The sequence below is a fragment of the Pseudomonas sp. GW821-FHT04D07 genome, assembly GCF_059420225.1.
Genome location: NZ_JBWKTH010000029.1, coordinates 61,348 through 86,958 on the forward strand (window position 1 = coordinate 61,348; position 25,611 = coordinate 86,958).

Below are 25,611 nucleotides of genomic sequence, written 5' to 3' on the forward strand. Positions count from 1 at the left end.
GATATTAAATGGCGTATACGCTACAAATACGCACTAAGCTGAAGCGTCGCGCCTCGACTTGGTGCAGCGCGAACGAAGAGGAGAGAAGAAAATGCCGGTAAGTGATTGCGAACTGACGCAAATGTTCGAGCACGTGTTGAAACTGTCGAAAGTCGACTCGACCCAGAGTGTCGCGGTGCTCAAGAGTCATTACTCCGACCCGCGTACCGTGCGCTCGGCGATGGAGGCGGCGCAGCGCCTGGGGGCCAAGGTGTACGCGGTGGAGTTGCCGTCGTTCAACCACCCGACGGCCATGGGCAACGACATGACCGCCTACTGTGGCGACACCGCGCTGACCGGCAATATCGCCGCGCAGCGGGCGCTGGAAGCGGCGGATTTGATCGTCGACACCATGATGCTGCTGCATTCACCGGAACAGGAGCAGATCCTCAAGACCGGCACGCGCATCCTGCTGGCGGTGGAGCCGCCGGAAGTGCTGGCACGCATGCTCCCCAGCGAGGCGGATAAGGTGCGGGTGCTGGCGGCGGAAGCGCTGTTGAAGAAGGCTCGTTCGATCCATGTGACCTCCCGGGCGGGCAGCGATTTCCGTGCGGCGCTGGGGCAGTATCCGTCGGTGACCGAGTACGGTTTCGCCGACGAACCGGGACGTTGGGACCATTGGCCGAGCGGTTTCCTGTTTTCCTGGCCGAACGAGGAAACCGCCGAGGGCGTGCTGGTGCTGGATGTCGGCGATATCCTGCTGCCGTTCAAGACCTACACCCGGGAGAAGATCACCCTGGAGATCGAGAAGGGCTTTATCACCTCGATCCACGGTGGTTTCGAGGCCGGGTACCTGCGCGACTACATGAAGTATTTCAATGACCCTGAGGTGTACGGCATCTCCCATATCGGCTGGGGCCTGCAACCCCGGGCGCAGTGGACCGCGATGGGGTTGCACGACAAGAACGACGGCATGTGCATGGATGCCCGGGCGTTCTATGGCAACTTCCTGTTCTCCACCGGGCCGAATACCGAGGTCGGTGGGACGCGCAAGACGCCGTGTCATATGGACATTCCGTTGCGTCATTGCGATGTGTACCTGGATGACCAGGCGGTGGTGATCGGCGGTGATGTGGTGGCGCCAGAGGCGTCGCGGGCCCGCTGAGTCCGGTGGGAGGGGGCTTGCCAGTGAGGCTTCGGGTGGTCTTGCTGGCCTCTTCGCGGGCAAGCTCCGCTCCCACAATTCTGGCGTCTACCGATACTGATAGGTATGACGCGGTACTGTGGGAGCGGAGCTTGCCCGCGAAGAGGCCCTGTCAGACAACCCCACACTTGAGTCCCTCCCACAATCTGTCCATCATGCCTGCCCATTCTCCCTCGCCTTTTCGAGCCCGCCGTGTCGGATATTCCTGATTCCAATCCTTATGTGTTTTCCGAACAAGTCGGCCACCTGCTGCGCAAGGCCTACCAGCGGCATATGGCGATCTTCCAGCAGAATGTCGGCGATTCGCAGCTCACCGCCGTGCAGTTCGTGACCTTGTGCGCGGTGCGCGATCACGGTCCCAGCTCGCTGACCGAGCTGGTCAAAGCCACCGCCGTGGACCAGGCGACCATTCGTGGCATCGTCGAGCGACTGAGGGCGCGTGAACTGATCAGCCTGGAGCCGGACCCGGAAGACCGGCGCAAGGTTATCGTCGGTTTGTCCGAGGCCGGCAGCCGGTTGGTGCAGCAGACCGTACCCTGCGCGGCGAAGATCAGCGAGCTGACCATGAGCAACCTCAATCCCGCCGAGCGGGTTGCGGTGCTGTTCCTGTTGCGCAAGATGATCGACGACCGCGACGAATAACTTCTTGTGCACGGACTCTTGTAGGAGCTGGCTTGCCGGCGATGCGATCTGATAGTCGACATCCTTGTCGCCTGATAAACCGCTATCGCCAGCAAGCTGGCTCCTACAGGGTCTGCGTATTCACCGCGAATCATGTTGGTGCGCGGGCTCTTGTAGGAGCTGGCTTGCCGGCGATGGGATCTGATAGTCGACATCGCTGTCGCCTGATAAATCGCTATCGCCAGCAAGCTGGCTCCTACAGGTTTTGCGTTTCGCCAATGGCTGACGCAAGCACCCGAATGGCCAACTGGCACTCTTCTTGCTCTCTCTTCATGTAGTAACCACTTCATCGAAAAAAGTGTGTCGTCAGGAGACATAGTTCTCAACCCATACTCTTTTCATGTAGTAGTTGCTTCATCAAATGAAGCGAGCGCAAGCCATGACGACGCAGGAAATCACGCTAGCCCTTGAGGTCAACGGCCAACGCCATTCGGTCACGGCCATGGCCGACACCCCGCTGTTGCTGGTGCTGCGCAACGACCTGCGGCTCAACGGCCCCAAGTACGGCTGCGGCCTGGGGGAGTGCGGGGCGTGCACGGTGATCATCGACGGCGTGGCCGCGCGCTCCTGCGTGTTTCCCCTGGCCGGCGCCGTGGGTCGACAGATCGTCACCCTCGAAGGCCTCGGCAGCCGCGAGGCGCCGCACCCGGTGCAACAGGCCTTTATCGACGAGCAGGCGGCCCAGTGCGGCTATTGCCTGAACGGCATGATCATGACCGCCAAGGCCTTGCTCGACCGCATCCCGCACCCCAGTGAAGCGCAGATCCGCCAGGAACTCTCGGCCAATCTCTGTCGCTGCGGCACCCATATCGAAATCCTTCGCGCGGTGCTGCGTGCCGCCCGTCCATTGCCTTGAACCAGGATCGACGACCATGAGCGACGCCATCCCAACCCGCGACCAATGGCTGGCCAAGACCGGCGTGCTGTTGGTCGTCGATGACATCCTGCCGCCCTCGGGACCGGTGGCCAAGGGCGGCACGCCCTTGGTAAAACCCAAGGAGCTGGGACTGTTTATCGCGGTCAATGACGATGGTCGGGTCTATGCCTTCAACGGCCATGTGGACCTGGGCACCGGCATCCGCACCTCGCTGGCGCAGATCGTCGCCGAAGAGCTGGACCTGGAGCTGGAGCAGGTGTGCATGGTGCTCGGCGATACCGAACGGGCGCCGAACCAGGGCGCGACCATTGCCAGCGCGACCCTGCAGATTTCTGCGATTCCGTTGCGCAATGCCGCGGCCGAAGCCCGGCGTTTCCTGCTGGCGCGGGCCGCCGGGCGCTGGTCGCTGAACGTGGCGGCGCTGCGGGTCGAGCACGGTATCGTCAAGGCAGCAGATGGCCGGGCCTTGAGTTACAGCGAACTGGTGGCGGGCGAGCATGACCAGTTGCGCATCAGCGGCAATGCGCCGCTCAAGCCGGCCGAAGACTATCGGCTGGTGGGCAAGGGCACGGCGCGGGTGGATATTCCGGCCAAGGCCACCGGCGAACTGGTCTATGTCCATGACATGCGTGTGCCAGACATGCTCCATGGCCGGGTCGTGCGCCCACCTTATGCCGGTTTCGACAGCGGCGACTTTGTCGGCAACAGCCTGCTGGAAGTCGATGAGTCATCCATCGCGCATATCCCCGGGATCGTCGCGGTGGTGGTGATTCGTGACTTTATCGGGGTGGTCGCGCTGCGTGAAGAGCAGGCGGCGAAGGCCGCCCGGGAACTGCGGGTGCGCTGGAAGGACTGGACGCAGAAGTTGCCGGACCTGAGCAATGTCGAACAGGCGATTCGCGACAACCCGCGGATCAAACGCACGGTGCTGGACCAGGGCGATGTGGATGGGGCGCTTGCCGGTGCCAGCCAACGCATGCCGCGCACTTATCTTTGGCCCTATCAGATGCACGCCTCCATCGGACCGTCCTGTGGCCTGGCGGATTATCACGAGGAGGGTATCCGGGTCTGGTCCGGCAGCCAGAATCCGCACCTGCTGCGGGCTGACCTGGCCTGGCTGCTGGAGTATCCGGAAGAACGTATCGAGATCATCCGCATGGAGGCCTCAGGCTGTTACGGTCGCAACTGCGCCGATGACGTCTGTGCCGACGCCTTGTTGCTGTCCCGGGCGGTGGGCAAGCCGGTGCGGGTGCAACTGACTCGCGACCAGGAGCATGCCTGGGAGCCCAAGGGCACGGCGCAACTGATGGACATCGATGGCGGCCTGAATGCCGACGGCAGCGTGGCCGCCTACGATTTCCAGACCAGCTACCCGTCCAACGGCGCGCCGACCCTGGCCTTGCTGCTGACCGGCCGGGTGGAACCGGTGGCGGCGATGTTCGAAATGGGCGACCGCACCTCGATCCCACCCTACGCCTATGAACACATGCGGGTCAGCATCAACGACATGTCGCCGATTGTCCGGGCCTCGTGGATGCGCGGGGTGTCGGCCTTGCCCAACACCTTTGCCCATGAGTCCTATATCGACGAGCTGGCCTTTGCCGCCGGGGTCGATCCGGTGGAGTATCGCCTGCGTTACCTGCCGGACCCGCGGGCGGTGGACCTGGTGAAGTCCACCGCCGAACGGGCCGCCTGGACTCCACGCACCGCGCCCATGCAAACGCCCAGCGACGACCATCTGTTGCGCGGTCGCGGTTTCGCCTATGCGCGTTATATCCACAGCAAGTTTCCCGGTTTCGGCGCGGCGTGGGCGGCCTGGGTCGCCGATGTGGCGGTGGACCGACAGACCGGCGATGTCTCGGTGACCCGGGTGGTGATCGGCCATGACTCGGGGATGATGATCAACCCCGACGGGGTGCGGCACCAGATTCACGGCAATGTGATCCAGTCCACCAGCCGGGTGCTCAAGGAGCGGGTGACCTTCGAGGAGTCGACGGTGTCGAGCAAGGAGTGGGGCGGTTATCCGATCCTGACCTTTCCCGAGGTGCCGCAGATCGATGTGCTGATGATGCCGCGCCAGAGCGAACCGCCCATGGGCGCCGGCGAGTCGGCCTCGGTGCCGAGCGCGGCGGCGATTGCCAACGCGATCTTCGATGCCACCGGGATTCGTTTTCGCGAGTTGCCGATTACCCCGGAGCGGGTGTTGCAGGCGCTCAATGCCGGGACTGCCGGGGATCCGCCGAAGTCGCCGGAGAAACGTTCGAAATGGTTGTTCGGTTCGTTGTTCGCGGCCTTTGGCGCACTGCTCGGCATGGCTGCCACGGCCTGGCCCTGGCATGGCGAAATCGCCCCCATCGCGCCGCCCAGTGCCGGGACCTGGTCGACGGCGACACTGGAGCGCGGGCGCTTGCTGGCGGCGGTCGGCGATTGCGCGGTGTGCCACACGGCGCCGGGTGGTGCGAGCAATGCCGGTGGGCTGGCGATGGAGACACCGTTCGGCACTTTGTACAGCAGCAATATCACCCCGGATGTGCAGACCGGCATCGGCAGTTGGTCCTATCCGGCGTTCGAGCGGGCGATGCGTGATGGCATCGGCCGTGACGGGCGTAACCTGTATCCGGCGTTTCCCTATACCGCGTTCCGCAATATCAACGATGCCGATATGCAGGCGCTGTATGCCTACCTGATGTCGCAGACGCCGGTCAGCCAGCCGGCCAAGGCCAATGCGATGAGGTTTCCGTTCAACCAGCGGCCGTTGATGGCCGGCTGGAATGCCTTGTTCCTGCGCCAGGGCGAAATCCAGGTACAGCCGCAGCGCAGTGAGCAATGGAATCGTGGCGCCTACCTGGTCAATGGCCTGGGGCACTGCGCGGCCTGTCATTCACCGCGCAATCTCTTCGGTGCGGAGAAGGGCGGGGCGGCGTTTCTGTCCGGGGCCATGGTCGATGGTTGGGAGGCGCCGGCGTTGAACGGCTTGTCGAAGGCGCCGACGCCGTGGACCGAGGATCAGTTATTCAGCTACCTGAGCACCGGTTACTCCGACGCCCATGGTGTGGCGACGGGGCCGATGGGGCCGGTGGTCACTGAGCTGGCGAAATTGCCGAAGGACGATGTGCGGGCGATGGCGGTGTACCTGGCGTCGCTCAATGGCGCGCAGGCCGAGGCGCGGGTGGTGGAGAAGGCGACCCGGCCGGTAGCTGCCGCGGAACGCCGGGTGCCCGAGGTGAAGTTGTCTTTGAACAACGGCCAGCGCCTGTTCGAAGGTTCCTGCCAGGGCTGCCATGCCGATGGGTTGGGGCCGAAGCTGTTCGGGGTCAGCCCGTCGCTGGCGACCAACAGCAATGTGCACAGCGATGTGCCGGACAATCTGCTCAAGGTGATCCTGCAGGGCATCCAGAATCCGGCAACCCGGGACCTGGGTTATATGCCGGGGTTCAAGGACAGTTTTTCCGATACCCAGGTGGCGGAGTTGGCGGCGTATCTGCGCAGTCGGTTTGCCGGTGAGGCGCCGGCGTGGCAGGGGTTGGAAAAGACCGTGGCGCATGTACGGGCCAATCCCGGAACCCACTGATGGGCACTGTTCGTTGCCACACCGCGAACCTGTAGGAGCCTGGCTTGCCAGCGATGGCGGCCGGATTAGCGCTGCGAGGCTTGATGGCCTCATCGCTGGCAAGCCAGCTCCTACAGGTTTTGCGTCGGGCGCAAGAGTTACGGCAGGCGCAACACCCCACGCACCACCAAATCACTGATAAACGCCAGCCAGTCCTGCTGCTGGCGTTTCTCCGCCAGCGGCTCACCGAGGAACGAACTCAGGGTGTGCTGGTTGGAATTATAGAAATAACAGAGCGAGGCGATCATCAGGTACACGTGCTTGAGGTCCAGGTCCTGCCGAAAGATCCCCTTGGCCTGGCCCGCTTCGATGATCGGTCGCAGCACGCCCACGGCTTCACCGGAGAGGCGCCGCAGTTCGCCCGACTGCTGGGCATGTTGGCCCTTGTGCAGGTTTTCGATGCTCAGGATGGCGACGAATTCGGGGTGCTTGACGTAGTAGTTCCAGACGAAGGCCACCATGTCTTGCAAGGCTTGCAGGGGCTCTTCCAGGTTCAGCTTGAGCTTGCTTTCAGCTTTGTTGAACTGCTCGTAGGTGTGTTCCAGCACGCAGATAAACAGGCGTTCCTTGCTGCCGAAATAGTAGTAGAGCATGCGGTCGTTGGATTCGGCCTCACGGGAAATGCTCTCGACCCGGCCACCGGAATAGCCATCGCGGGTGAACACCGTCACCGCCGCCTTGAGGATCCGGGCACGGGTCTGGTCGGCTTGTTGGGCTCTGATGCCGGTCTTCTTGTTCACCGTCGGCATTCCTTCTGTGGGTCGGAAAGGGACGCGAATATAGCATGGGGGCGTTGCCCGAAGGCAGACGCGCCACCCGGCAGGGTGGCGCGCGGCGGGGATCAGACCTTGAGAGTCGCCATGTCGATCACGAAACGGTACTTCACGTCACCGGCAATCATGCGGCTGTAGGCCTCGTTGATCTGGCGGATGTCGAGCATCTCGATGTCGCAGCTGATGCCGTGCTCGGCGCAGAAATCCAGGACTTCCTGGGTTTCGGCAATGCCGCCGATCAGCGAACCGGCCAGCACCCGGCGCTTCATCACCAGCTTGGCGGCATGCAGCGCCGGGTCCACCGGTTCGATCAGGCCCACCAGAATATGCACGCCGTCGAAGGCCAGGGTGTCGAGGTAGGGGTTGAGGTCGTGCTGCACCGGGATGGTGTCCAGCAGGAAATTGAAGCGACCCGCCGCCGCGGCCATCTGTTCGGCGTCGGTGGAGACGATCACATGGTCGGCGCCCTGGCGACGAGCTTCCTCGGCCTTGCTCGCCGAACGGGTGAACAGGGTGACTTCGGCGCCCAGGGCCTTGGCGAACTTGATGCCCATATGACCCAGGCCGCCCATGCCGAGAACCCCGACCTTGTCGCCCGGCTTGACGCCATAGTGCTTGAGCGGCGAGTAGGTGGTGATACCGGCGCAGAGCAGCGGCGCGGCGCTGGCCAGGTCGAGTTTTTCCGGAATGCGTACGACGAAGTGCTCGCTGACCACGATGCTGTCGGAGTAACCGCCCATGGTGTTGCTACCATCGACCCGATCCGGGGTGGCATAGGTCATGGTCGGGCCTTCGAGGCAGTATTGCTCCAGGTCCGCGTGGCAGGCTTCGCAGTGACGGCAGGAGTCGACCATGCAGCCGACGCCCACCAGATCGCCGACCTTGTGCCGGGTGACGCTGGCACCGACGGCGCTGACCTTGCCGACGATTTCATGGCCGGGCATCAACGGGTAGACGGCAATGCCCCACTCGTTGCGGGCCTGGTGGATATCGGAATGGCAGACGCCGCAGTAGAGGATCTCGATGGCGACATCGTCAGGTCGCGGCGAGCGGCGCTGGAAGGACATGGGGGCGAGGGGCGTGGTAGGCGACTGGGCGGCATAACCGATGGCGGTGTACATGAGGAACCTCGCAAAGCTGTGACGGTTGAGGCGATGCATTCTCGGCGTCGAACCTGGCCACGGCCATGGCGATTCCTCCGCGTGTCTTGCCTATTCCTCCGGTATCGCGCTTTCGCCATTCGCCTGTGTCCCCGGACCTGCGAAGATGTTCTCATCCCTTTTTCCGTGAAGTTTTTGCCATGCAGTTGACCCGTCACCTGGACGCCAATGCCCCCCTGGTCGCGCTGATCGAGTCCCTGGCCACGCGCGACGGCTTCGCCTCGACCCGGCTGCCTGGCGTGCAGGTATTGCGGGCCAGTTGCGACGTGGCCCGTGGCCCGCAGATCTACGAACCGAGCCTGATGATCATCGTCCAGGGCAGCAAGCTGGCGTACCTGGGGCCGCGAACCCTGGAGTACGGCGCCGGGCACTATCTGATCCAGGCCTTGCCGGTGCCGTTCGAGTGCGAGACCTTTGCCCGCTCCGCGGGCGAACCCTTGTTGGGGGTTTCCGTCGGCATCGACCGGGCGATGCTTGGCGAGCTGGTATTGGCCATGGGCATCAACCACGACCGCCCGGCGGCGGCCCAGACCCTGGAGTCAATGACCTCGGTGGTGTTCGACGACACTCTGCGCGGCTGTGTCGAACGTTTGCTGCGTTGCCTGCAGGATCCTTTGGAGTGTCGCGTCATGGGCCCGGCGCGGGTACGTGAGTTGTTGTTTGCCGCCTTGCGCGGCCCACAGGCGGATGTGTTGCGGGCTCTGGTGGAGCAGCAAGGGCACTTTGCCCGGGTGGCGGCGTCCTTGAGCCATCTGCACAGCCACTACACCGAACCCTTGAACGTCGAGACCCTGGCCAGTTGCGCGAACATGAGCCTGTCGACCTTCCATGAGCATTTCAAGCGCGTCACCTTGCTGTCGCCGGTGCAGTACCTCAAGCGTCTGCGCCTGCTCAAGGCGCAGAAGTTGTTGCTGGCCGACGGCCTCGGCGTGGCGCAGGTCGCCCATCGGGTCGGCTACCAGAGTTCTTCGCAGTTCAGTCGCGAGTACAAGCGCTACTTCGAGCGCAGCCCCGGGGACGAGCGGGCGGCTTGAGCCTGGCTTGACGCGCTGGCGGCTACCTCACCGATCACCAGGATCGCCGGGCTCTTGAGTTCAAACGCCAGGGCATCCTCGTGCATGTTCGCCAGGTCGCTGCGGCATTCCCGTTGTTGCGGCAGCGAGGCGTTCTCGATCAGCGCCACCGGAGTACTGGCGGCGAGTCCGGCGGCGATCAGGCTGGCGCGGATTTCCGCCAGCTTGGCCACGCCCATGTAGACCACCAGGGTCGTGCCGCTTTGCGCCAGGGCGGTCCAGTCCAGCGGGCTGTCGTCCTGGGTATGAGCGGTGACGAAGCTCACGCCACGGGCCACGCCGCGCAAGGTCAGCGGGATGCCGAAATGGGTGGCGCCGGCCAGGCCGGCGGTGATGCCGTTGACCACTTCGACCTCGATCCCGCGGGCTTGCAGCCAGTCGGCTTCTTCGCTGGCGCGGCCGAAGATGCACGGGTCGCCGCCCTTGAGGCGGACCACCGATTTACCCTGGCGGGCATAACGCAGCATCAGCCGATGGATAAACGCCTGGGGCGTCGAGCGACAGCCGCCGCGCTTGCCCACGGCAATCACCCGGGCGTCGGGACAATGTTCGAGCACGGCGCGATTGACCAGGTCATCGACCATCACCACTTGGGCGCCGCGCAGGACCCGCGCCGCTTTCAGGGTCAAGAGTTCCGGGTCACCGGGGCCCGCGCCAACCAACCAGACTTTGCCATGCATGTTCATTTCTCCAGGAGGTGTTCGCTTCAGCCGTGCAGACGCCAGGCCAGCAGGAGCAGGTTCAGTAGCAGGGAGCCGAGGGCCAGGGCACGCCAGACCTTGAGCGGTTCGCGTTCCAGCAGGGGCCGTGGGCGTGGTGCCGGCAGGTGCTCGGCCTGTTGCAGGGCCAGCAGCCACTCCTCGGCGGTTTCGTAGCGCTGCGCCGGGTCGCTGGCCAGGGCCTTGCCGAGGCTGTGTTCGAGCCAGTCGGGCAGGTCCGGACGATAACGACTGGCCGGCACCGGCGAGCCGAACCGCGGGCGTTGGAACGCTTCGATTTCGCCATAGGGATAGTGCCCGGTCAGCAGGTAATACAGGCTGACGCCGACGCTATAGAGGTCTTGCGCCGGACTCGGTGGCGCACCGCCGTAGGCTTCCGGGGCGATATAACTGGGCGTGCCCGGCAGCTCGGCATCGCGCTGACGGCTCAGCCCGGGGCAGTAGGCCAGTCCGAAGTCCAGTACCCGTAGCTCGCCGTCGACACCCAACAGCAGGTTTTCCGGCTTGATATCACGGTGCAGGAGATTGCGCCGGTGCATCTGGCCCACGGCGCGCAGCAGGCGAAAAGCCAGCTCCAGCCCCTGGTTGAGCCCCAGGTTGCCCTGCGCATTGAAGTGTTCGGCGAGGGTCATCCCCGGGTATTCGCGCATCAGGTAATACAGGTGCTGGCGCTGCTCGGCGGGGTGCACTTCGGGGAAGTGGCGCCCCGTCATGCGTCGCAGGAACCACTCTTCCAGCAACAGACTCTGGCCGGCCGCCGTGTCGTCCTGGCGTTGGGGTGGCAGGGTTTTCAACAGCCAGGCTTGCTGCTGCGCATCGTGGACCCGGTACAGCAGGGACTGGCGACTCTGTTTCAACAGGCCCTCGACCTGCCAGCCCTCGAACAGTTGCCCAGGCTTCAGGGTCGGCGGCAGAGGCCATTGCTCGGCTCGCCCGAGCAGATCGTCGAGTTCGGTGTCGGCCAGTTCATCGATGCGCACCAGCACGGCACTGGCATTGTCCTGGCTGCCAGATCGATGCGCGGCCTCGACCAGGGCTTGGGTGGTGTTTTCCAATGACAGGTCACGTTGCAGGATCTCGACGATCGACGCGTCGCTGAGGGTCGCCCAGACTCCGTCACTGAGGATCAGGAACTGTTCGTCCTGGCGCAGATCGCCTTCCAGGTAGTCGACCACCAGGTGCTGTTCCAGGCCCAGGGCGCGTTTCAGCACATGCTGCATGCCGGCCTGGCCCCAGACGTGATCCTCGCTGATACGTTGCAACTGCCCGGCAAACCAGCGATAGACCCGGCAATCGCCGATATGCGCGAGGGTGAATGAACGCCCGCGCAGCACCAGCGCACTGAGGGTGGTCAGCAGCGGTGACTGTCCGCCATTGGCATGCAACCAGCGATTCTGCGCCAGCAGCAGCCGGTCCAGGGCCTGCGACACGCCCCAGGTCGGCGGCGTGGCGTAATAGTCCAGCGCCAGGGCCTGCAAGGTCGAGCGCGCGGCCAGGCCGCCGTCGGCGCACTGGCTGACCCCGTCGGCCAGGGCGAACAGATAACCCTTGCTGGCGGCCAGGGCGGGCACCGGGATAACCAGGCGCGTGGCATCCTGGTTCTGCTCCCGGGGCCCGCTGGCGCTGGCCTCGGCATAGCTGAGCTGCAAGCCCATGGTCCTGACTCAGACCCGGGCCGCAGAGAAGGCGGCCGAGCCCCAGGTGGTTCTCCAGCGCCGCTTGACCCCGTACAGGCCGAACCAGGCGATCAGCCCCAGGCTGGCGAACAACCACAGGGCCAACTGGTAGTCACCGGTACTCTGCTTGATCGCGCCGAGGCCTGCCGCGAGAAGGAAGCCGCCGATACCGCCGGCCATGCCAACCAGGCCGGTCATCACACCGATCTCCTTGGTAAAGCGCTGCGGTACCAGTTGGAACACCGCACCGTTGCCGGCGCCGAGGCCGAGCATGGCAGTGACGAACAGTGCCAGGGCCGCCACCGAGCTGGACAGGTGGAAACCCACCGCGCCGATGCACAGGGTGGCAATGGCGTAGGTGCCGAGCAGGGCGCGAATGCCACCGAAGCGGTCCGCCAGGGCTCCGCCCAACGGGCGCATCAGGCTGCCGGCGAAGACGCAGGCAGCGGTGTAGTAGCCGGCGGTTTGCGGGTCGAGGCCGTACTGGTCGTGGAAGTAACCGGGCAGGGCGCTGGCCAGACCGATAAAGCCGCCGAAGGTGACGCTGTAGAAAAACATGAACCACCAGCTGTCACGGTCGCCGAGAGTGGTCAGGTAGTCGGCCATGGATTTGGCCTTGCTGCGGTTGGGTGCGTTGCGGGCCAGCAGGCTGAACAGTACCAGGGTCAACACCAGGGGGATCAGGGCCAGGCCGAACACGTTGCTCCAGCCAAAGGCCGCGGCCAGCAGCGGTGCCGCCAGGGCGGCGATCACGGTGCCCGAGTTACCGGCCCCGGCGATGCCCATGGCTTTGCCCTGGTGTTGCGGCGGATACCATTGCGAGGCCAGAGGCAGGGCCACGGCGAAGGAGGCCCCGGCCATGCCCAGGCAGACGCCCAGCAGCAGCGCCTGCTGATAGCTGTGGATGCCCAGTTGCCAAGCCACCAGCAAGGCCACGATGACAATCACCTGGCCGATGATGCCGGCGGTTTTCGGGGACAACTGGTCGGCGAGCATGCCCATGATAAAGCGCAGGAAGGCGCCGGCCAGGATCGGCGTGGCAACCATGAAGCCACGCTGTTGCGTGGTCAGTTGCAGGTCGGTGGCGATCTGCACCGCCAGTGGCCCGAGCAGGTACCAGACCATGAAACTCAGGTCGAAATACAAGAACGCCGCGAACAGGGTCGGTGTATGGCCGGCTTTCCAGAAACTGTTGTGCATTTAACACCTCATCTGCCAAAGGGTTCAGTGACGGCACGGGGTCTGCGGGCGGGTGATGTTCACCGGCCGCTGGTCCCCATTTGCCGACGCCAAAAACGCAAAAACGCCGCATCCCTGCTCGTTTTCACGTAGGGATTGCGACGTCTTTGTCGGGGGTGGGGCAGCCGCCGTTGGCTACCGGGTATTGTCTGAGCACTATGTGTGCCAGTTTTCAGTCCGCGCCCATTCGAGGCTCAAGCGCGGCCTTTCGAGGGCGTTGCCGGCAGGTTGCAGGCAGAGAGGGAGAGGGGCGTGCCCCACAACGCAGCCTGCTGGCCAGACCGTGCTGCGTTGCGGTGCGTCTCAGTCGAGCAGTTCGCTCATGGCGATCACCTGTTCGGCGACCTGGATCAGTTTCTGCTGCTTGCTCATGGCCTGGCGGCGCATCAGGGTATGGGCGGCTTCCTCGTCGCAACCCTTCATCTTCATCAGCAGTCCCTTGGCCATTTCGATGCGCTTGCGCTCGGCAATCTGCTGGTCGCGGGCCTGCAACTGCGCACGCAGGTGCTGGTCGCTTTCGAAACGAGCCATGGCCACCTCCATGATCGGCTGCAGGCGCTGGGACTGGATGCCTTCGACGATATAGGCACTGACTCCGGCCTTGATCGCCTGGCGCATCACCGCAGGGTCGTGCTCGTCGGTAAACATGACGATCGGGCGCGGTTGGTTGCGACTCAGCAGCACCACCTGTTCGAGCACGTCGCGGCTGGGCGAGTCGGTGTCGATCAGCAGCACATCCGGGCGCACCGCCTCGACCCGCGCGGGCAGGTCAATGGTCAGGCCGGATTCGTCAATCACCTCGAAACCCGCTTCGCTCAAGGCCGTGCGCAGGCGCCCGAGTTTTTTCGAGGTGTCGTTGATCAGCAGGATTTTCAACATGGCGGCCAGCTCCCGTCAGTGATCATTGAGGGCATGCAGGGCAAAACCGCGGGCATAGGCTTCCGGGGCGGAGCCGTCCCAGAGTTGGCCGTCGAGCAGTTGGCTGCTGCGCATCGGTGCGCTGGGCACGGGGATGTCCAGGGCGGTCGCGGCGCGACGATAGAGATCGAGTTGCTGGACCTGGCGCGCCACGCCCAGGTAATCCGGCGCCGCATGCAGCAGGCCCCAGCGGCGGAACTGGGTCATGAACCACATGCCGTCGGAGAGGTACGGGTAGTTGGCCGTGCCTCGAGCATGGAAGCTCAGGGCGTGGGGGTCTTGCCAGTGCCGGCCGAGACCGTCGTTGTAGCTGCCCAGCAGGCGTGGCTCGATGCTTGCCAGCGGCGCATCGAGGTAGTCGCGGCCACTGAGCAATTGCGCGGTGCCACGGCGGTTTTCCTGGCTCTCCTCGATAAAGCGGCTGGCCTCGAGGATTGCCATCACCAGCGCTTGCGCGGTGTTGGGATACTGTTCGACGAAGGCGCGGGTGCAGGCCAGGACCTTTTCCGGATGGTCTGGCCAGATCGCCTGGCTGGTGGCCAGGGTAAAGCCCTGGCCCTGCTCGACGGCGTGGGCGGCCCAGGGTTCACCGACACAGAAGCCGTCGATGCGCCCGGCTTGCAGGTGTTCGAGCATCTGCGGTGGCGGCACCACCACGCTGTTGACGTCTTCCAAAGGGTGGATCCCCTGGCTGGCCAGCCAGTAATACAACCACATGGCATGGGTGCCGGTGGGATAGGTCTGGGCGAAGGTCAGTTTGGCCTGACCGCTGCGGGCACGTTGTTGCAGCGCCTGGGCGCTGGTGACGCCGGCGTCCTTGAGCGGTTGCGAGAGGTTGATGCTTTGACCGTTCTGGTTCAGGCCCATCAGCACCGCCATGTCGGTGGCCGGTGTGCCGCTGATACCCAGTTGGATGGCGTAGATCATCCCGTACAGGCCATGGGCGGCATCCAGTTCGCCGCTGACCAGTTTGTCGCTCAGGCCGGCCCAGGAATTCTGGCGTTGCAGATTCAGTGTCAGGCCGTAGGGCTGGGCGAAGCCCTGGGTGGCCGCGACCACCAGGGAGGCGCTGTCGCTCAAGGGCATATAGCCGAGGTTGAGTACGTTCTTTTCCGGGGCATCACTGCCTGCTACCCAGGCCAGAGGGGACCTTGCCAAATCGTTGTTCATGCGGTGATTCCTGAAGCTGTAGGGCTGACGCCTGTCACAAGGCGGAGCAAGAGTTATGCCGATAGCTGTGAGTCATGCCGCACAGGGCCCTTGTGGGAGGCGGCTTGCCGGCGATGACGTCCGCAAGATCGCGGCAAGACTCGCCGGCCCCATCGCCGGCAAGCCGGCCACAGTGACCGCGTAGCTACGGTTACACGGTGCCACTCAATAGACATCGCGCAGATACCGTCGATCCTTGCTCAGGGCACTGACATACAAACCCGCGGCACCGCCGCTCATCCGCCCGTGGACCTGGACGATCTTCTTCAACGCGGCATCGACGTCCTTGGCCATGCGGCTGGCATCGCCACAGACATAGACGCTGGCGCCTTGCTCCAGCCAGCTCCAGAACTGCGCACCGGCTTCGAGCATGCGCTGCTGTACGTAGATCTTTTCAGTCTGGTCGCGGGAGAAGGCGGTGTCCAGGCGGCTCAGGTGACCGCTGAGCAGCCAGGCGTCGAGCTCCTCGCGGTAGTAGAAGTCGCTGGCGGCGCGTTGCTCGCCGAAAAACAACCAGTTCTTGCCTTCGGCGCCCTGGGCCTGGCGTTCCTGCAGGAAGGCGCGAAACGGCGCGATGCCGGTGCCGGGGCCGATCATGATCAGCGGCGTGCGTGGGTCCTGCGGGACCCGGAAGTGCGTGGTGCGCTGGATAAACAGGCGTGCCCCGGTCGTGGCGGCACGATCGGCGAGAAAGGTCGAACAGACCCCGCCGCGGATCTGCTCGCCATGCCGGTAGCGCACCGTGGAAACCGTCAGGTGCACCTGGCTCGGGGTGACTTTCGCGCTGGAAGAAATCGAGTACAGGCGCGGCTGCAAAGGCTTGAGCAGGCTGATCAACTGGTTGGCGCCAAGGCTGATGGGGAACTCGTGCAGCAGGTCGAGCAATTGCCGGCCCCAGAGCCAGTCCTTGAGCCGGGCCTGATTGGCTTCCTCCTGCAACTCATCCAGCCAGGGGCTGGCGCAAAGCCCGCAGACCCGACGGAGGATCTCCGGAGTGATGCGAGTGATGTCCAGGTGGTCGAGCAGGGCCTCGCGCAGCGTCATCGGCGCCTTGTCCTTGAGCGTGACCAGGTTGTCGCCGTCCAACTGCAGGATATCCAGCAGCTTGTCGACCGCCTCCGCGCAGTTGCTTGGCCAGACGCCGAGGGCATCGCCGGCCTGGTAGGGGAAGTCCTGGTCGGCGAGGTCGAACACCAGGTGCCGGGTTTCCTTTTCCGCGCCCGGGGCATTCAGCACCTGGTTGTGCAGGAGGCGGGCGTGCAATGGGTGATGACGGCTGTAGGGGCTGCCGACGTCGGTCCGAGCCGGCTGCGCGGTTGCCGACACGGCAGCGCTGGCGACGATTGTCGGGAGTGCGACCGGAGGCGCTGATGGGCCGCTGAGTGCCGTGCACAGGGTGGTAAGCCAGGGTTCGACGGCTTGCTGGGCATCCTGTTCGCACTCCAGGCGCGGCAGCAGGCGTTCAGCGCCGAGTTCGCTCAAGCGCTCGTCGAGCTTGCGGCCGAAACCGCAGAACTGATCGTAATTGGTGTCGCCCAGGGCCAGTACGCTGTAGCGGCTTTGCGCCAGGGCCTGGTCCTGGGCTCCTTGCAGCGTCTGCCAGAAACCCGCGGCGTTGTCCGGTGGGTCGCCGTCGCCGAAGGTGCTGGTGACCAGCAACACGCTGCTGGCGGCGCGCAGGTCGTCAAGGCCGGCCTCGTCCATGGCGCGCAGGCAGGTCCGTTGGCCGGCGGCGTCCAGACGCTTGGCGCAGGCCTGGGCCAGCTCTTCGCTGTTGCCGGTTTGTGAGGCCCAGAGCACCAGCCATTCGGCAGTTGGTGCTGGAACCGTGGCGGTCGTCTGCGGTTCCAGCGCGGTGCTCGTCGTACGGGAAAACAGCCCGGCCAGCAGGCCATCCAGCAGCAGGCGTTTGTCGGCGCCAAAGGGCGCGCTGGCGGGGAGGGTGGGTACCCCCGGTGTCTGGGCCTCGGCGCTGCGCAGGCCCAGCAGGTAGCCCTGCATGTACAGGCGCTCGTCGCTGGCCAGGCTCAGTTCTGCCGGGATATCGAGGTTGAGCAGGCGAGCAAAGGCGTTGATCTGCATGGACGAAAAGCCCTCCGGGGCGACAGTCGAGGTGCCGGCCAGCGCGCCCTCGGGTATAAGGCTGGCGGGCTCCGGGGCCAGGGCCAGCAGGTTCACCGCAGAGAACTTGAACGCTGGTTGTAGCGACAGCGGGTCGATGGCGTCGCTGGTGACGGCGTTGATCGCCAGGTCATCGCCGAACACATCGTTCCAATGAAAGGGCGCGAAACAGTTGCCCGGTCGGACCCGGTCGGTGATCACCGCCGGCAGCACCGCGCGGCCCCGCCGCGAACGGATCTGCACCGGGTCGCGTTCCTGGATGCCCAGGCGAGTGGCGTCGTCGGGATGAATTTCCACGAAGGGGCCAGGGTTGAGCTTGTTCAGGGTCGGCACCTTGCCGGTCTTGGTCAGGGTGTGCCATTGGTGCTGCACCCGCCCGGTGTTGAGCACCAGCGGGAATGCCTCGTCGGGCATTTCCGCCGGCATCAGGTGCGGCCGGGCAAAGAACTGTGCCTTGCCGCTTTCGGTGGGGAAGGCGATCGCCGGTTGCTGGCCGTCCTGGGCGTATTTCAGCGCCTGGCTGAGGCCGTTGTTGAGGTAGCGGATCGGATTGCGCGTGGGCCCCTGCGCCTCGGCACAGGGCCATTGCAGCGGCTGCTCGCGCAGGCGGGCATAGCTGGCGCCGCGCAGGTCATAGCCGGTCTTGGGATTCCAGGCCTGCTTGATCTCCTCGAACACCGCCTCGGCGCTGTCATAGCTGAAGGCCTCGGCATAGCCCATTTCGCAGGCCACGCGGGCGATGATCTGCCAGTCGGGGAGGGTCTCGCCGGGTGGCTGCACGGCCTGCTGCATCAGGGTCAGGTTGCGTTCGGAGTTGATCATCACGCCTTGCGCCTCGGCCCACAGGGCGCCGGGCAGGAGGATATCGGCGTAGCGGTTGGTTTCGGTATCCAGGTAGGCGTCCTGGCTGATGACCAGTTCGGCGGCTTGCAGCGCCTCGATGACGTTCTGTCGGTTGGGGACGCTGGCCACCGGGTTGGTGCAGATAATCCAGCAGGCCTTGATGCTGCCGGCACGCATGGCCTCGAACATCGCCACCGTGCCTTCGCCGGCTTCGGCGCGCAGGCTGCCGGGGGGCAGACGCCACAGCTGCTCGATAAAGGCGCGGTCGCTGGCCACCAGCGCCGAGCGCTGGCCCGGCAGGCCGGGGCCCATGTAGCCCATCTCGCGTCCGCCCATGGCGTTGGGTTGCCCGGTCAGGGAAAACGGCCCACTGCCAGGACGGCAGAGGGTGCCGGTGGCCAGGTGCAGGTTGCACAGCGCATTGGTGTGCCAGGTGCCTTGCACGCTCTGGTTGAGGCCCATGGTCCAGCAGCTCATCCAGTTGGCGGCCTGGCCAATCCACTGCGCGGCCTGGTGCAGGTCGGCCTCGGCCAGGCCGGTCAGTTCGGCGACCCGGGCCGGGGGGTAGTCCTCGAGGAAGTCGGGCATCACCTCCCAGCCTTCGGTGAAGGCGGCGATGAAGTCACGGTCGCTGTGGCCGTTTTTTACCAGCAGATGCAGCAGGCCATTGAGCAGGGCGAGGTCGGTGCCCGGCTTGATCTGCAGGAACAGGTCGGCCTTGTCGGCGGTGCCGGTGCGCCGCGGATCGACGACGATCAGCTTGGCTCCGGCCTTGACCCGATCGAGCAGGCGCAGGAACAGGATCGGGTGACAGTCGGCCATATTCGCGCCAATCACCAGGAACAGCTCGCTGTGCTCGAAGTCCTCATAGGAACCCGGCGGGCCATCGGCCCCCAGCGACAGTTTGTAGCCGCTGCCGGCACTGGCCATGCACAGGCGCGAGTTGGATTCGATATGCCGGCTGCGGATAAAGCCCTTGGTCAGTTTGTTGGCCAGGTACTGGGCTTCCAGGGACATTTGCCCGGAGACATAGAGCGCCACGGCATCCGCGCCATGGCTGTCGATGATACCGCGCAGGCGGCTGGCGGTGGCGCTGATGGCCTGGTCGATGCCGACCCGGGCCGGGTCGCGACTGCGTTGCGAGCGCAGGAAAGCGTTTTCCATGCGCCCGGAGTCGGCCACCGCCTGGCCGCAGGTGCTGCCCTTGGTGCACAGACGCCCGAAGTTGCTTGGGTGTTGCTTGTCGCCCGAGACCTTGACGATCAGGTTGTCCTCGACCTGCATGACGATGCCGCACCCTACGCCGCAATAGGGACAGACACTGCGCACGGTTTTGCTGGCCACCTGGGTATCGGTCATGGTGCGTCCTCGATAATGCGTCCCGGCTTGGCAACCGGGTCCGGCGGAAACGAAAAAAGGCGCCTGCGGCTCCACGTTTTTCAACGGGAGCGGCACGGCGCCTTTGTCGTGACTGTTGCCTGGAGAGTGAAATAGAGTGCCATCGACGTTGATGGCCTATGCAGGCATTAGCAATGCGCGCGCCAACTGCATCAGTGACGGCTGGCAGGGTGCGGCAGACAAGGCTGACATGGGGTGAGGTCGGTGCGCTGGCGCCACCCAGGGCAATGAAAATCGGCGTCGTGATGGGGCAAGACGAGTCATGTTGCACTGTTTTAGCGCTTTGTTGCCTGGCTGGGCTTGAACTTTTCCCAACGCCAGTCAGCTAAGGAAATGGGCTATTGAAAACACCGCGTAACCCGTGGGAGCCGGCTTGCCGGCGATGAGGCCCTTGAACCTTGCGCTGTCCATGCGGACGCCATCGCCGGCAAGCCGGCTCCTACAGGGATCGTGTTCGGCCTTGGTTGACGGGTATTGGCACAAGCGATGCATAGCCCCTGATACCTCACCGCGATGGCGCGAGTGGGACGCCCCGTCGATCAACGGCGATCGTTTGGCCACAACCGGCCCGGGTGAACATGACTGCGTCGGGCCCACGGGCCGGCAGCACGAACAGGCAAAGGCGCCTGGAACCTTTTGGTTCCAGGCGCTTTTTTTTGCCTTCGAAAAACCGGATTGGCTTTGACGGATGCTCCCTATGAACAGCTATTCAGCGACCTCGAATACCCGGCCAACGCTGGTGGTGATCGGCAACGGCATGGTGGGTCATCACTGTGTCGAACAATTGGTCGAGCGCGGCGCCCTGGCGCACTATCAGATTCATGTGTTCAGCGAAGAGCCGCAGCGCGCCTACGATCGTGTGCACTTGTCCGAATACTTCAGCGGTCGCGATGCGCAGGCCCTGGCCCTCGGCGATATCGCCTTGTACCAGACCCCCGGGGTCACCTTGCACCTGGGGCGCGCGGTGCTGGAGATTGATCGCGAACGTCGCGAGGTGATCACCGCCGACGGCTGTGTGGCCTATGACAAGCTGGTGCTGGCTACCGGTTCCTTCCCCTTCGTTCCGCCGATCGAAGGCGCCGAAGGCGACTCGCGGCTGGTCTATCGGACCCTGGGGGATCTCGATCGCATTCGCGACGCGTCTAAAAATGCCCGTCGTGGCGTGGTGGTCGGCGGTGGCCTGTTGGGCCTGGAAGCGGCCAATGCCTTGAAGTCCCTGGGGCTGGAAGCACATGTGGTGGAGTTCGCGCCACGGCTGATGCCGGTCCAGTTGGATGAACAAGGCGGTCAGGCGCTCAAGGACCAGATCGAGGCGCTGGGGGTCAGTGTGCACCTGTCCCGTGGTACCCAGTCGATCAGTGCCGGCAGCGAATACCGCTACCGGATGAACTTCGCTGGTGAGGATTTCCTCGAGGCCGACCTGATTGTGTTTTCCGCCGGTATCCGTCCGCAGGATGCCCTGGCCCGGCAATCTGGCCTGGAACTCGGCCCGCGTGGCGGGGTGGCCATCGACAGCCAGTGCGTCAGCAGCGACCCGGACATCTATGCCATCGGCGAGTGCGCGGCGTGGAACGGTGGGATCTTCGGCCTGGTCGCGCCGGGCTACCAGATGGCCCGCGCGGTGGCCACGCAACTCTGTGGCGAAGACAGCGAGCCGTTCATGGGCGCGGACATGTCGACCAAGCTCAAGCTGCTGGGGGTCGATGTCGGTTCCATTGGCGATGCCCATGGCGCCACGCCAGGTTCACGCAGCTACCGCTTTATCGACGAGGCCAGCGCCAGCTACCGGCGCCTGGTGGTGTCCGCCGACGGCAAGCGCGCCCTGGGTGCGGTGCTGGTGGGGGATAACAGCTATTACGATACCTTGTTGCAGTACGTCAGCAATGGCATCGACCTGCCGGCCGATCCCGCCGGGCTGATCCTGCCATTGGGCGAAGCGGCACCGGCCCTGGGCGTGGATGCCTTGCCCGCGAGCGCTACCGTGTGTTCCTGCCATAACGTCAGCAAGGGCGCGATCTGTTCGGCCATCGACGGCGGTTGCAGCGAACTCTCCGAACTCAAGGCCTGCACCCGCGCGGCCACCGGTTGCGGCGGCTGTGCCGCGCTACTCAAGCAGGTCTTCGAGCACGAGTTGAGCGCCCGTGGCGTCACGGTGGACAAGAGCTTGTGCGAGCATTTCGCCCATACTCGCCAGGAGCTTTACGCCATTGTCCGGGTCGAGCGCATCGAGTCTTTCGACGCGCTGCTGGCGCGCCACGGCAAGGGCCATGTCGGCTGTGATATCTGCAAGCCGGCGGTGGGCTCGATCCTCGCTTCGTGCTGGAACCAGCCGATCATGGATCCGGCGTTGGTGCCGTTGCAGGACACCAACGACACCTTCATGGCCAACATGCAGAAAAACGGCACCTATTCGATCATTCCGCGTATTGCTGGCGGCGAGATCACTCCGGACAAACTGATCGCCCTCGGTGCCGTGGCGAAGAAGTACGAGCTTTACACCAAGATTACCGGCGGTCAGCGTATCGACCTGTTCGGCGCCCAGTTGCACCAGTTGCCGCAGATCTGGGGCGAACTGGTGGACGCCGGCTTCGAGACGGGTCACGGCTACGGCAAATCGCTGCGCACGGTGAAGTCCTGCGTCGGCAGCACCTGGTGCCGGTATGGCGTGCAGGACAGTGTCGCCATGGCCCTGCTGCTGGAGAATCGCTACAAGGGCGTGCGGGCGCCGCACAAGTTCAAGCTGGCGGTCTCCGGTTGCACCCGCGAATGCGCCGAGGCGCAGAGCAAGGACATCGGCGTGATCGCCACCGACAAGGGCTGGAACCTCTACGTCGCCGGCAATGGCGGCATGCGCCCGCGACATGCCGAGTTGTTCGCCACCGATCTCGATGACGCGACCCTGATCCGCTACATCGACCGCTTCCTGATGTTCTACATCCGCACCGCCGACCGCCTGCAGCGCACTTCGGTGTGGCGTGAAAGCCTGGACGGCGGCTTGGACTATCTCAAGGCGGTGATCATCGATGACAGCCTGGGCCTGGCCGGCGAGTTGGAGGCACAGATGAATCTGCTGATCGACCGTTACCAGTGCGAATGGGCCAACGCCCTGCAGGACCCGGAGAAGCTCAAGCGCTTCCGCACCTTCGTCAATGACACCGGCGGCGATCCCGCCATCCGTTTCGTCGAGGAGCGTGGCCAGCGTCGTCCGGCCCGCGCCCATGAACTGCACCTGATCCCTGTCGCCGAGGAGCTGAACTGATGAACACCACGACCCTGGAACGTCCGCAGAACGCTGTGGAATGGAAAACCCTGTGTAATCGCGCTGATCTGGTAGCGGATTCCGGCGTGGTCGCCTGGCTCGACGGCGACCAGGTGGCGTTGTTCCATTTGCCGGTTATCGGTGGTGGCGAGCAGGTTTTTGCCATCGATAACCGCGATCCGAAATCGGGGGCCAATGTTATTGGCCGTGGCATCGTCGGTACGCTGAAGGGCGAACTGGTGATTGCCTCGCCCTTGTACAAACAGCACTTCCGCCTGGCGGATGGGGTTTGTATCGAGTATCCCGAACAGCGCTTGCGGGTCTGGCCGGTGCGTTTGAATGGTGATCGGGTGGAGGTAGGATTGGATTGAGGTTAGGCGCCGGGGCGGTTTTCCCAGGCCAAAAAAAGGCCCCCTGGGGGCAATGCCGTTCGGTTTAGGCCGAACATGGTCCACTGTAGGAGCGAGCTTGCTCGCGATGGACGTCAACGATAACGCGGGGCACCTGATACCCTGCGGTGCCCTGACTACCATCGCGAGCAAGCTCGCTCCTACTTTGTTCGGCTTGAGACTTACATGTTCGGGTAAGTCGGGCCGCCGGCACCTTCCGGGGTGACCCAGGTGATGTTCTGCGAAGGATCCTTGATGTCACAGGTCTTGCAGTGCACGCAGTTCTGGGCGTTGATCTGGAAACGCTTCGCACCGTCTTCCTGGGTGATCACTTCGTACACACCTGCCGGGCAGTAACGCTGTGCCGGTTCATCGTAGAGCGGCAGGTTCTTGCCGATCGGGATGCTCGGGTCGGTCAGCTTCAGGTGGCAAGGCTGCTCTTCTTCATGGTTGGTACCCGAGATGAATACCGAGCTGAGCTTGTCGAAGCTGAGCTTGCCGTCCGGTTTCGGGTAGTCGATCTTCTGGCAGGCGGCCGCCAGCTTCAGGCAGGCGTAGTCCGGCTTGGTGTCATGCAGGGTGAACGGCAGCTTGCCAGCGAAGATGTTCTGGTCGAGCCAGTTGAAGCCGGCGCCGACGATCGGACCGAACTTGTGCATCGCCGGGCCGAAGTTGCGGCTGGCGAACAGTTCTTCGTACAGCCAGCTGGATTTGAACGACTCGACATAGTTGTTCAGTTCGTCACCGCCTTCGGCGCCGGCCAGCAGCTTCTCGGCCACGGCTTCGGCGGCGAGCATGCCGGACTTCATCGCGGTGTGGCTGCCCTTGATCTTGGCGAAGTTCAGGGTGCCGAGGTCGCAACCGATCAGCGCGCCGCCTTTGAAGACCATCTTCGGCAGCGAGTTCAGGCCGCCCTTGCAGATGGCCCGCGCGCCGTAGCTGATGCGCTTGCCGCCTTCCAGGTATTGCTTGAGCACCGGGTGATGCTTGAGGCGCTGGAACTCGTCGAACGGCGAGAGGAAGGTGTTGCTGTAGGACAGGTCGACGATCAGACCGACCACCACCTGGTGGTTTTCCAGGTGATAAAGGAACGAACCGCCGGTGTTCTCGGGGCTCATGATGTCCAGCGGCCAACCGGCGGTGTGTACCACCAGCCCTGGCTCATGCTTGGCCGGATCGATTTCCCAGATTTCTTTCAGACCGATGCCGTAGTGCTGGGCATCCGCATCGCTGTCGAGCTTGAAACGCGAAATCAGCTGTTTGCCGATATGCCCACGGCAGCCTTCGGCGAACAGCGTGTACTTGCCGCGCAGTTCCATGCCCGGGGTATAGAGGCCGTCTTTTGGATGGCCTTCACGGTCGACACCGAGGTCGCCGGTGATGATCCCGCGGACCACGCCGTTCTCGTCGAACAGGGCTTCCTGGGCGGCGAAGCCGGGGTAGATTTCCACGCCCAGGTTCTCGGCCTGCTGGGCCAGCCAGCGGCACAGGTTGCCCAGGGAGATGATGTAGTTGCCTTCGTTGTGCATGGTCTTGGGCACAAAGAAGTCGGGAACCTTGGTCGAGGTCTCGCTGCTGCGCAGGACATAGATGTCGTCACGCTTGACTGGTGTGTTCAGCGGCGCGCCGAGTTCTTTCCAGTCAGGGAACAACTCGTTCAGCGCCCGTGGTTCGAACACCGCGCCGGAAAGGATATGGGCACCGACCTCGGAACCTTTTTCCACGACGCAGACGCTGATTTCCTGACCCGCTTCAGCCGCTTTCTGTTTCAGCCGGCAAGCGGCGGACAGGCCTGCGGGGCCGGCACCGACGATGACCACGTCGAATTCCATGTATTCGCGTTCCACAGACTCTCTCCTACTCAAGGCTCAACAGTTTTTTTCTAATTGGAGGTTTGGTGTCCCTCGCCAGTATTCCTGCACCACGTCGGGAAGAGGATCACGGATGAGACATCTTTCTCTCTAGGCGGCGCATTATATCTACACCACTACCAGCGTCCAATACAAACGTTTGTTTGAATTCGCTGCAGGCTAGATAAATCAAAGAAGCGCGGCTTATGACTGGCCATTTTGCCGTATTGACCGGAATGGGCGTTCCGGTCAAGATACGGGCGGTTTCGCGCTCGCCGTAGGCTGAATCCAGGATTCAGGAGCCCCTCTAAAGACAGGGCGAAGGCAGTGGAAAGTACAGCGGCATACCGTTCTGGCGCGGAGTTTACACGCCTTGACGGTTCATGACTGCCTGGTCGCGTCCGACGGACGGTATAGGGTGGTCGGCGGCAGTGTTTTCGCTTCAAGTGCCGGCGTTTTTGGAGGTGCCCTTGTGCGCCGTTGAGCATCAACCGCCAGGCAAGTCCTGGCGATTTCCTTTTCACCGGAGAGTAACGAGGAATCCATGAAGGTTCTTGTAGCTGTCAAACGCGTTGTCGATTACAACGTCAAGGTTCGCGTCAAGGCGGACAATTCCGGCGTCGACCTCGCCAA

The 25,611-nt window shown here is 63.9% G+C and carries 16 protein-coding genes and 1 pseudogene; 8 read left to right on the plus strand and 9 right to left on the minus strand.

Annotated features, from left to right (window positions below; genetic code table 11):
* The first annotated feature begins 91 nt into the window (after positions 1 to 91).
* The 4 genes from AC07T0_RS26055 (at position 92) to AC07T0_RS26070 (ending at position 6,312) form a co-directional block, all read left to right on the plus strand.
* Positions 92 to 1,144, plus strand: a complete 1,053-nt coding sequence (locus AC07T0_RS26055) for a 2,5-dihydroxypyridine 5,6-dioxygenase (protein WP_495003885.1) — start codon at positions 92 to 94, stop codon at positions 1,142 to 1,144.
* Positions 1,145 to 1,384: 240 nt separating this feature from the next.
* Positions 1,385 to 1,825: a MarR family winged helix-turn-helix transcriptional regulator gene (locus AC07T0_RS26060; protein ID WP_495003899.1), complete on the plus strand. Its 441-nt coding sequence runs from the start codon at positions 1,385 to 1,387 to the stop codon at positions 1,823 to 1,825.
* Positions 1,826 to 2,243: 418 nt separating this feature from the next.
* Entirely contained in the window at positions 2,244 to 2,720 is a 477-nt protein-coding gene (locus tag AC07T0_RS26065; protein ID WP_495003886.1) for a (2Fe-2S)-binding protein, read from the plus strand.
* A 16-nt stretch (positions 2,721 to 2,736) separates the two neighbouring features.
* Positions 2,737 to 6,312: a molybdopterin cofactor-binding domain-containing protein gene (locus AC07T0_RS26070; protein ID WP_495003887.1), complete on the plus strand. Its 3,576-nt coding sequence runs from the start codon at positions 2,737 to 2,739 to the stop codon at positions 6,310 to 6,312.
* Between the two features lie 137 nt (positions 6,313 to 6,449).
* Here AC07T0_RS26070 and AC07T0_RS26075 read toward each other — a convergent pair whose 3' ends face one another.
* On the minus strand, positions 6,450 to 7,100 hold the full coding sequence (locus AC07T0_RS26075) for a TetR family transcriptional regulator (protein ID WP_495003888.1): 651 nt from the start codon (positions 7,098 to 7,100) through the stop codon (positions 6,450 to 6,452).
* Positions 7,101 to 7,192: 92 nt separating this feature from the next.
* Positions 7,193 to 8,245: an NAD(P)-dependent alcohol dehydrogenase gene (locus tag AC07T0_RS26080; RefSeq protein WP_495003889.1), complete on the minus strand. Its 1,053-nt coding sequence runs from the start codon at positions 8,243 to 8,245 to the stop codon at positions 7,193 to 7,195.
* A 179-nt stretch (positions 8,246 to 8,424) separates the two neighbouring features.
* On the opposite strand from AC07T0_RS26080, the gene AC07T0_RS26085 reads away from it, so the two are divergent.
* Positions 8,425 to 9,318 (plus strand): AraC family transcriptional regulator, encoded by an 894-nt coding sequence (locus AC07T0_RS26085; protein WP_495003890.1) that lies wholly within the window; start codon positions 8,425 to 8,427, stop codon positions 9,316 to 9,318.
* Here the strand turns inward: AC07T0_RS26085 and cobA are convergent.
* The 6 genes from cobA to AC07T0_RS26115 all read right to left on the minus strand — a co-directional run bounded on the left by cobA (position 9,279) and on the right by AC07T0_RS26115 (position 19,426).
* A complete protein-coding gene (cobA, locus tag AC07T0_RS26090; RefSeq protein ID WP_495003891.1) occupies positions 9,279 to 10,037 on the minus strand; it encodes a uroporphyrinogen-III C-methyltransferase in 759 nt (252 codons plus the stop codon). The genes AC07T0_RS26085 and cobA overlap by 40 nt on opposite strands.
* Positions 10,038 to 10,063: 26 nt before the next feature.
* A complete protein-coding gene (locus tag AC07T0_RS26095; protein ID WP_495003892.1) occupies positions 10,064 to 11,731 on the minus strand; it encodes a bifunctional protein-serine/threonine kinase/phosphatase in 1,668 nt (555 codons plus the stop codon).
* Between the two features lie 9 nt (positions 11,732 to 11,740).
* Positions 11,741 to 12,952, minus strand: coding sequence for a nitrate/nitrite transporter (locus AC07T0_RS26100; RefSeq protein WP_495003893.1), 1,212 nt, complete (start codon positions 12,950 to 12,952; stop codon positions 11,741 to 11,743).
* A gap of 342 nt (positions 12,953 to 13,294) precedes the next feature.
* Positions 13,295 to 13,870 carry an ANTAR domain-containing response regulator gene (locus tag AC07T0_RS26105; protein ID WP_177094768.1) on the minus strand — a complete coding sequence of 192 codons (576 nt, stop codon included), beginning with the start codon at positions 13,868 to 13,870 and terminating at the stop codon, positions 13,295 to 13,297.
* Positions 13,871 to 13,885: 15 nt separating this feature from the next.
* The gene (locus AC07T0_RS26110) at positions 13,886 to 15,079 is read right to left on the minus strand and encodes a CmpA/NrtA family ABC transporter substrate-binding protein (protein ID WP_495003894.1); all 1,194 of its coding nucleotides are present in this window, start codon (positions 15,077 to 15,079) and stop codon (positions 13,886 to 13,888) included.
* Between the two features lie 204 nt (positions 15,080 to 15,283).
* Entirely contained in the window at positions 15,284 to 19,426 is a 4,143-nt protein-coding gene (locus AC07T0_RS26115) for a sulfite reductase subunit alpha (protein ID WP_495003900.1), read from the minus strand.
* A 751-nt stretch (positions 19,427 to 20,177) separates the two neighbouring features.
* Between AC07T0_RS26115 and nirB the strand changes: the two genes are divergently transcribed.
* Both nirB and nirD read left to right on the plus strand, forming a co-directional pair.
* Complete coding sequence (gene nirB / locus AC07T0_RS26120; RefSeq protein WP_495003895.1) at positions 20,178 to 22,739, plus strand: nitrite reductase large subunit NirB; 2,562 nt, start codon at positions 20,178 to 20,180, stop codon at positions 22,737 to 22,739.
* On the plus strand, positions 22,739 to 23,110 hold the full coding sequence (gene nirD, locus AC07T0_RS26125) for a nitrite reductase small subunit NirD (RefSeq protein ID WP_495003896.1): 372 nt from the start codon (positions 22,739 to 22,741) through the stop codon (positions 23,108 to 23,110). Before nirB ends, nirD begins: the two co-directional genes overlap by 1 nt.
* 200 nt (positions 23,111 to 23,310) lie before the next feature.
* On the opposite strand, the gene AC07T0_RS26130 is transcribed toward nirD, so the two are convergent.
* The gene (locus AC07T0_RS26130; protein WP_495003897.1) at positions 23,311 to 24,975 is read right to left on the minus strand and encodes an electron transfer flavoprotein-ubiquinone oxidoreductase; all 1,665 of its coding nucleotides are present in this window, start codon (positions 24,973 to 24,975) and stop codon (positions 23,311 to 23,313) included.
* Positions 24,976 to 25,522: 547 nt separating this feature from the next.
* Here AC07T0_RS26130 and AC07T0_RS26135 point away from each other — a divergent pair.
* Positions 25,523 to 25,611: pseudogene (locus tag AC07T0_RS26135) on the plus strand (electron transfer flavoprotein subunit beta/FixA family protein); the annotation flags it as partial.

What these genes read in the sequence shown, in the direction of transcription:
- AC07T0_RS26055 (WP_495003885.1), top strand. Translation starts at nt 92, where the DNA reads ATGCCGGTAAGTGATTGCGAACTGACGCAAATGTTCGAGCACGTGTTG.
- AC07T0_RS26065 (WP_495003886.1), top strand. Translation starts at nt 2,244, where the DNA reads ATGACGACGCAGGAAATCACGCTAGCCCTTGAGGTCAACGGCCAACGC.
- AC07T0_RS26070 (WP_495003887.1), top strand. Translation starts at nt 2,737, where the DNA reads ATGAGCGACGCCATCCCAACCCGCGACCAATGGCTGGCCAAGACCGGC.
- AC07T0_RS26075 (WP_495003888.1), bottom strand. Translation starts at nt 7,100, where the DNA reads ATGCCGACGGTGAACAAGAAGACCGGCATCAGAGCCCAACAAGCCGAC.
- AC07T0_RS26080 (WP_495003889.1), bottom strand. Translation starts at nt 8,245, where the DNA reads ATGTACACCGCCATCGGTTATGCCGCCCAGTCGCCTACCACGCCCCTC.
- AC07T0_RS26085 (WP_495003890.1), top strand. Translation starts at nt 8,425, where the DNA reads ATGCAGTTGACCCGTCACCTGGACGCCAATGCCCCCCTGGTCGCGCTG.
- cobA (WP_495003891.1), bottom strand. Translation starts at nt 10,037, where the DNA reads ATGCATGGCAAAGTCTGGTTGGTTGGCGCGGGCCCCGGTGACCCGGAA.
- AC07T0_RS26095 (WP_495003892.1), bottom strand. Translation starts at nt 11,731, where the DNA reads ATGGGCTTGCAGCTCAGCTATGCCGAGGCCAGCGCCAGCGGGCCCCGG.
- AC07T0_RS26100 (WP_495003893.1), bottom strand. Translation starts at nt 12,952, where the DNA reads ATGCACAACAGTTTCTGGAAAGCCGGCCATACACCGACCCTGTTCGCG.
- AC07T0_RS26105 (WP_177094768.1), bottom strand. Translation starts at nt 13,870, where the DNA reads ATGTTGAAAATCCTGCTGATCAACGACACCTCGAAAAAACTCGGGCGC.
- AC07T0_RS26110 (WP_495003894.1), bottom strand. Translation starts at nt 15,079, where the DNA reads ATGAACAACGATTTGGCAAGGTCCCCTCTGGCCTGGGTAGCAGGCAGT.
- nirB (WP_495003895.1), top strand. Translation starts at nt 20,178, where the DNA reads ATGAACAGCTATTCAGCGACCTCGAATACCCGGCCAACGCTGGTGGTG.
- nirD (WP_495003896.1), top strand. Translation starts at nt 22,739, where the DNA reads ATGAACACCACGACCCTGGAACGTCCGCAGAACGCTGTGGAATGGAAA.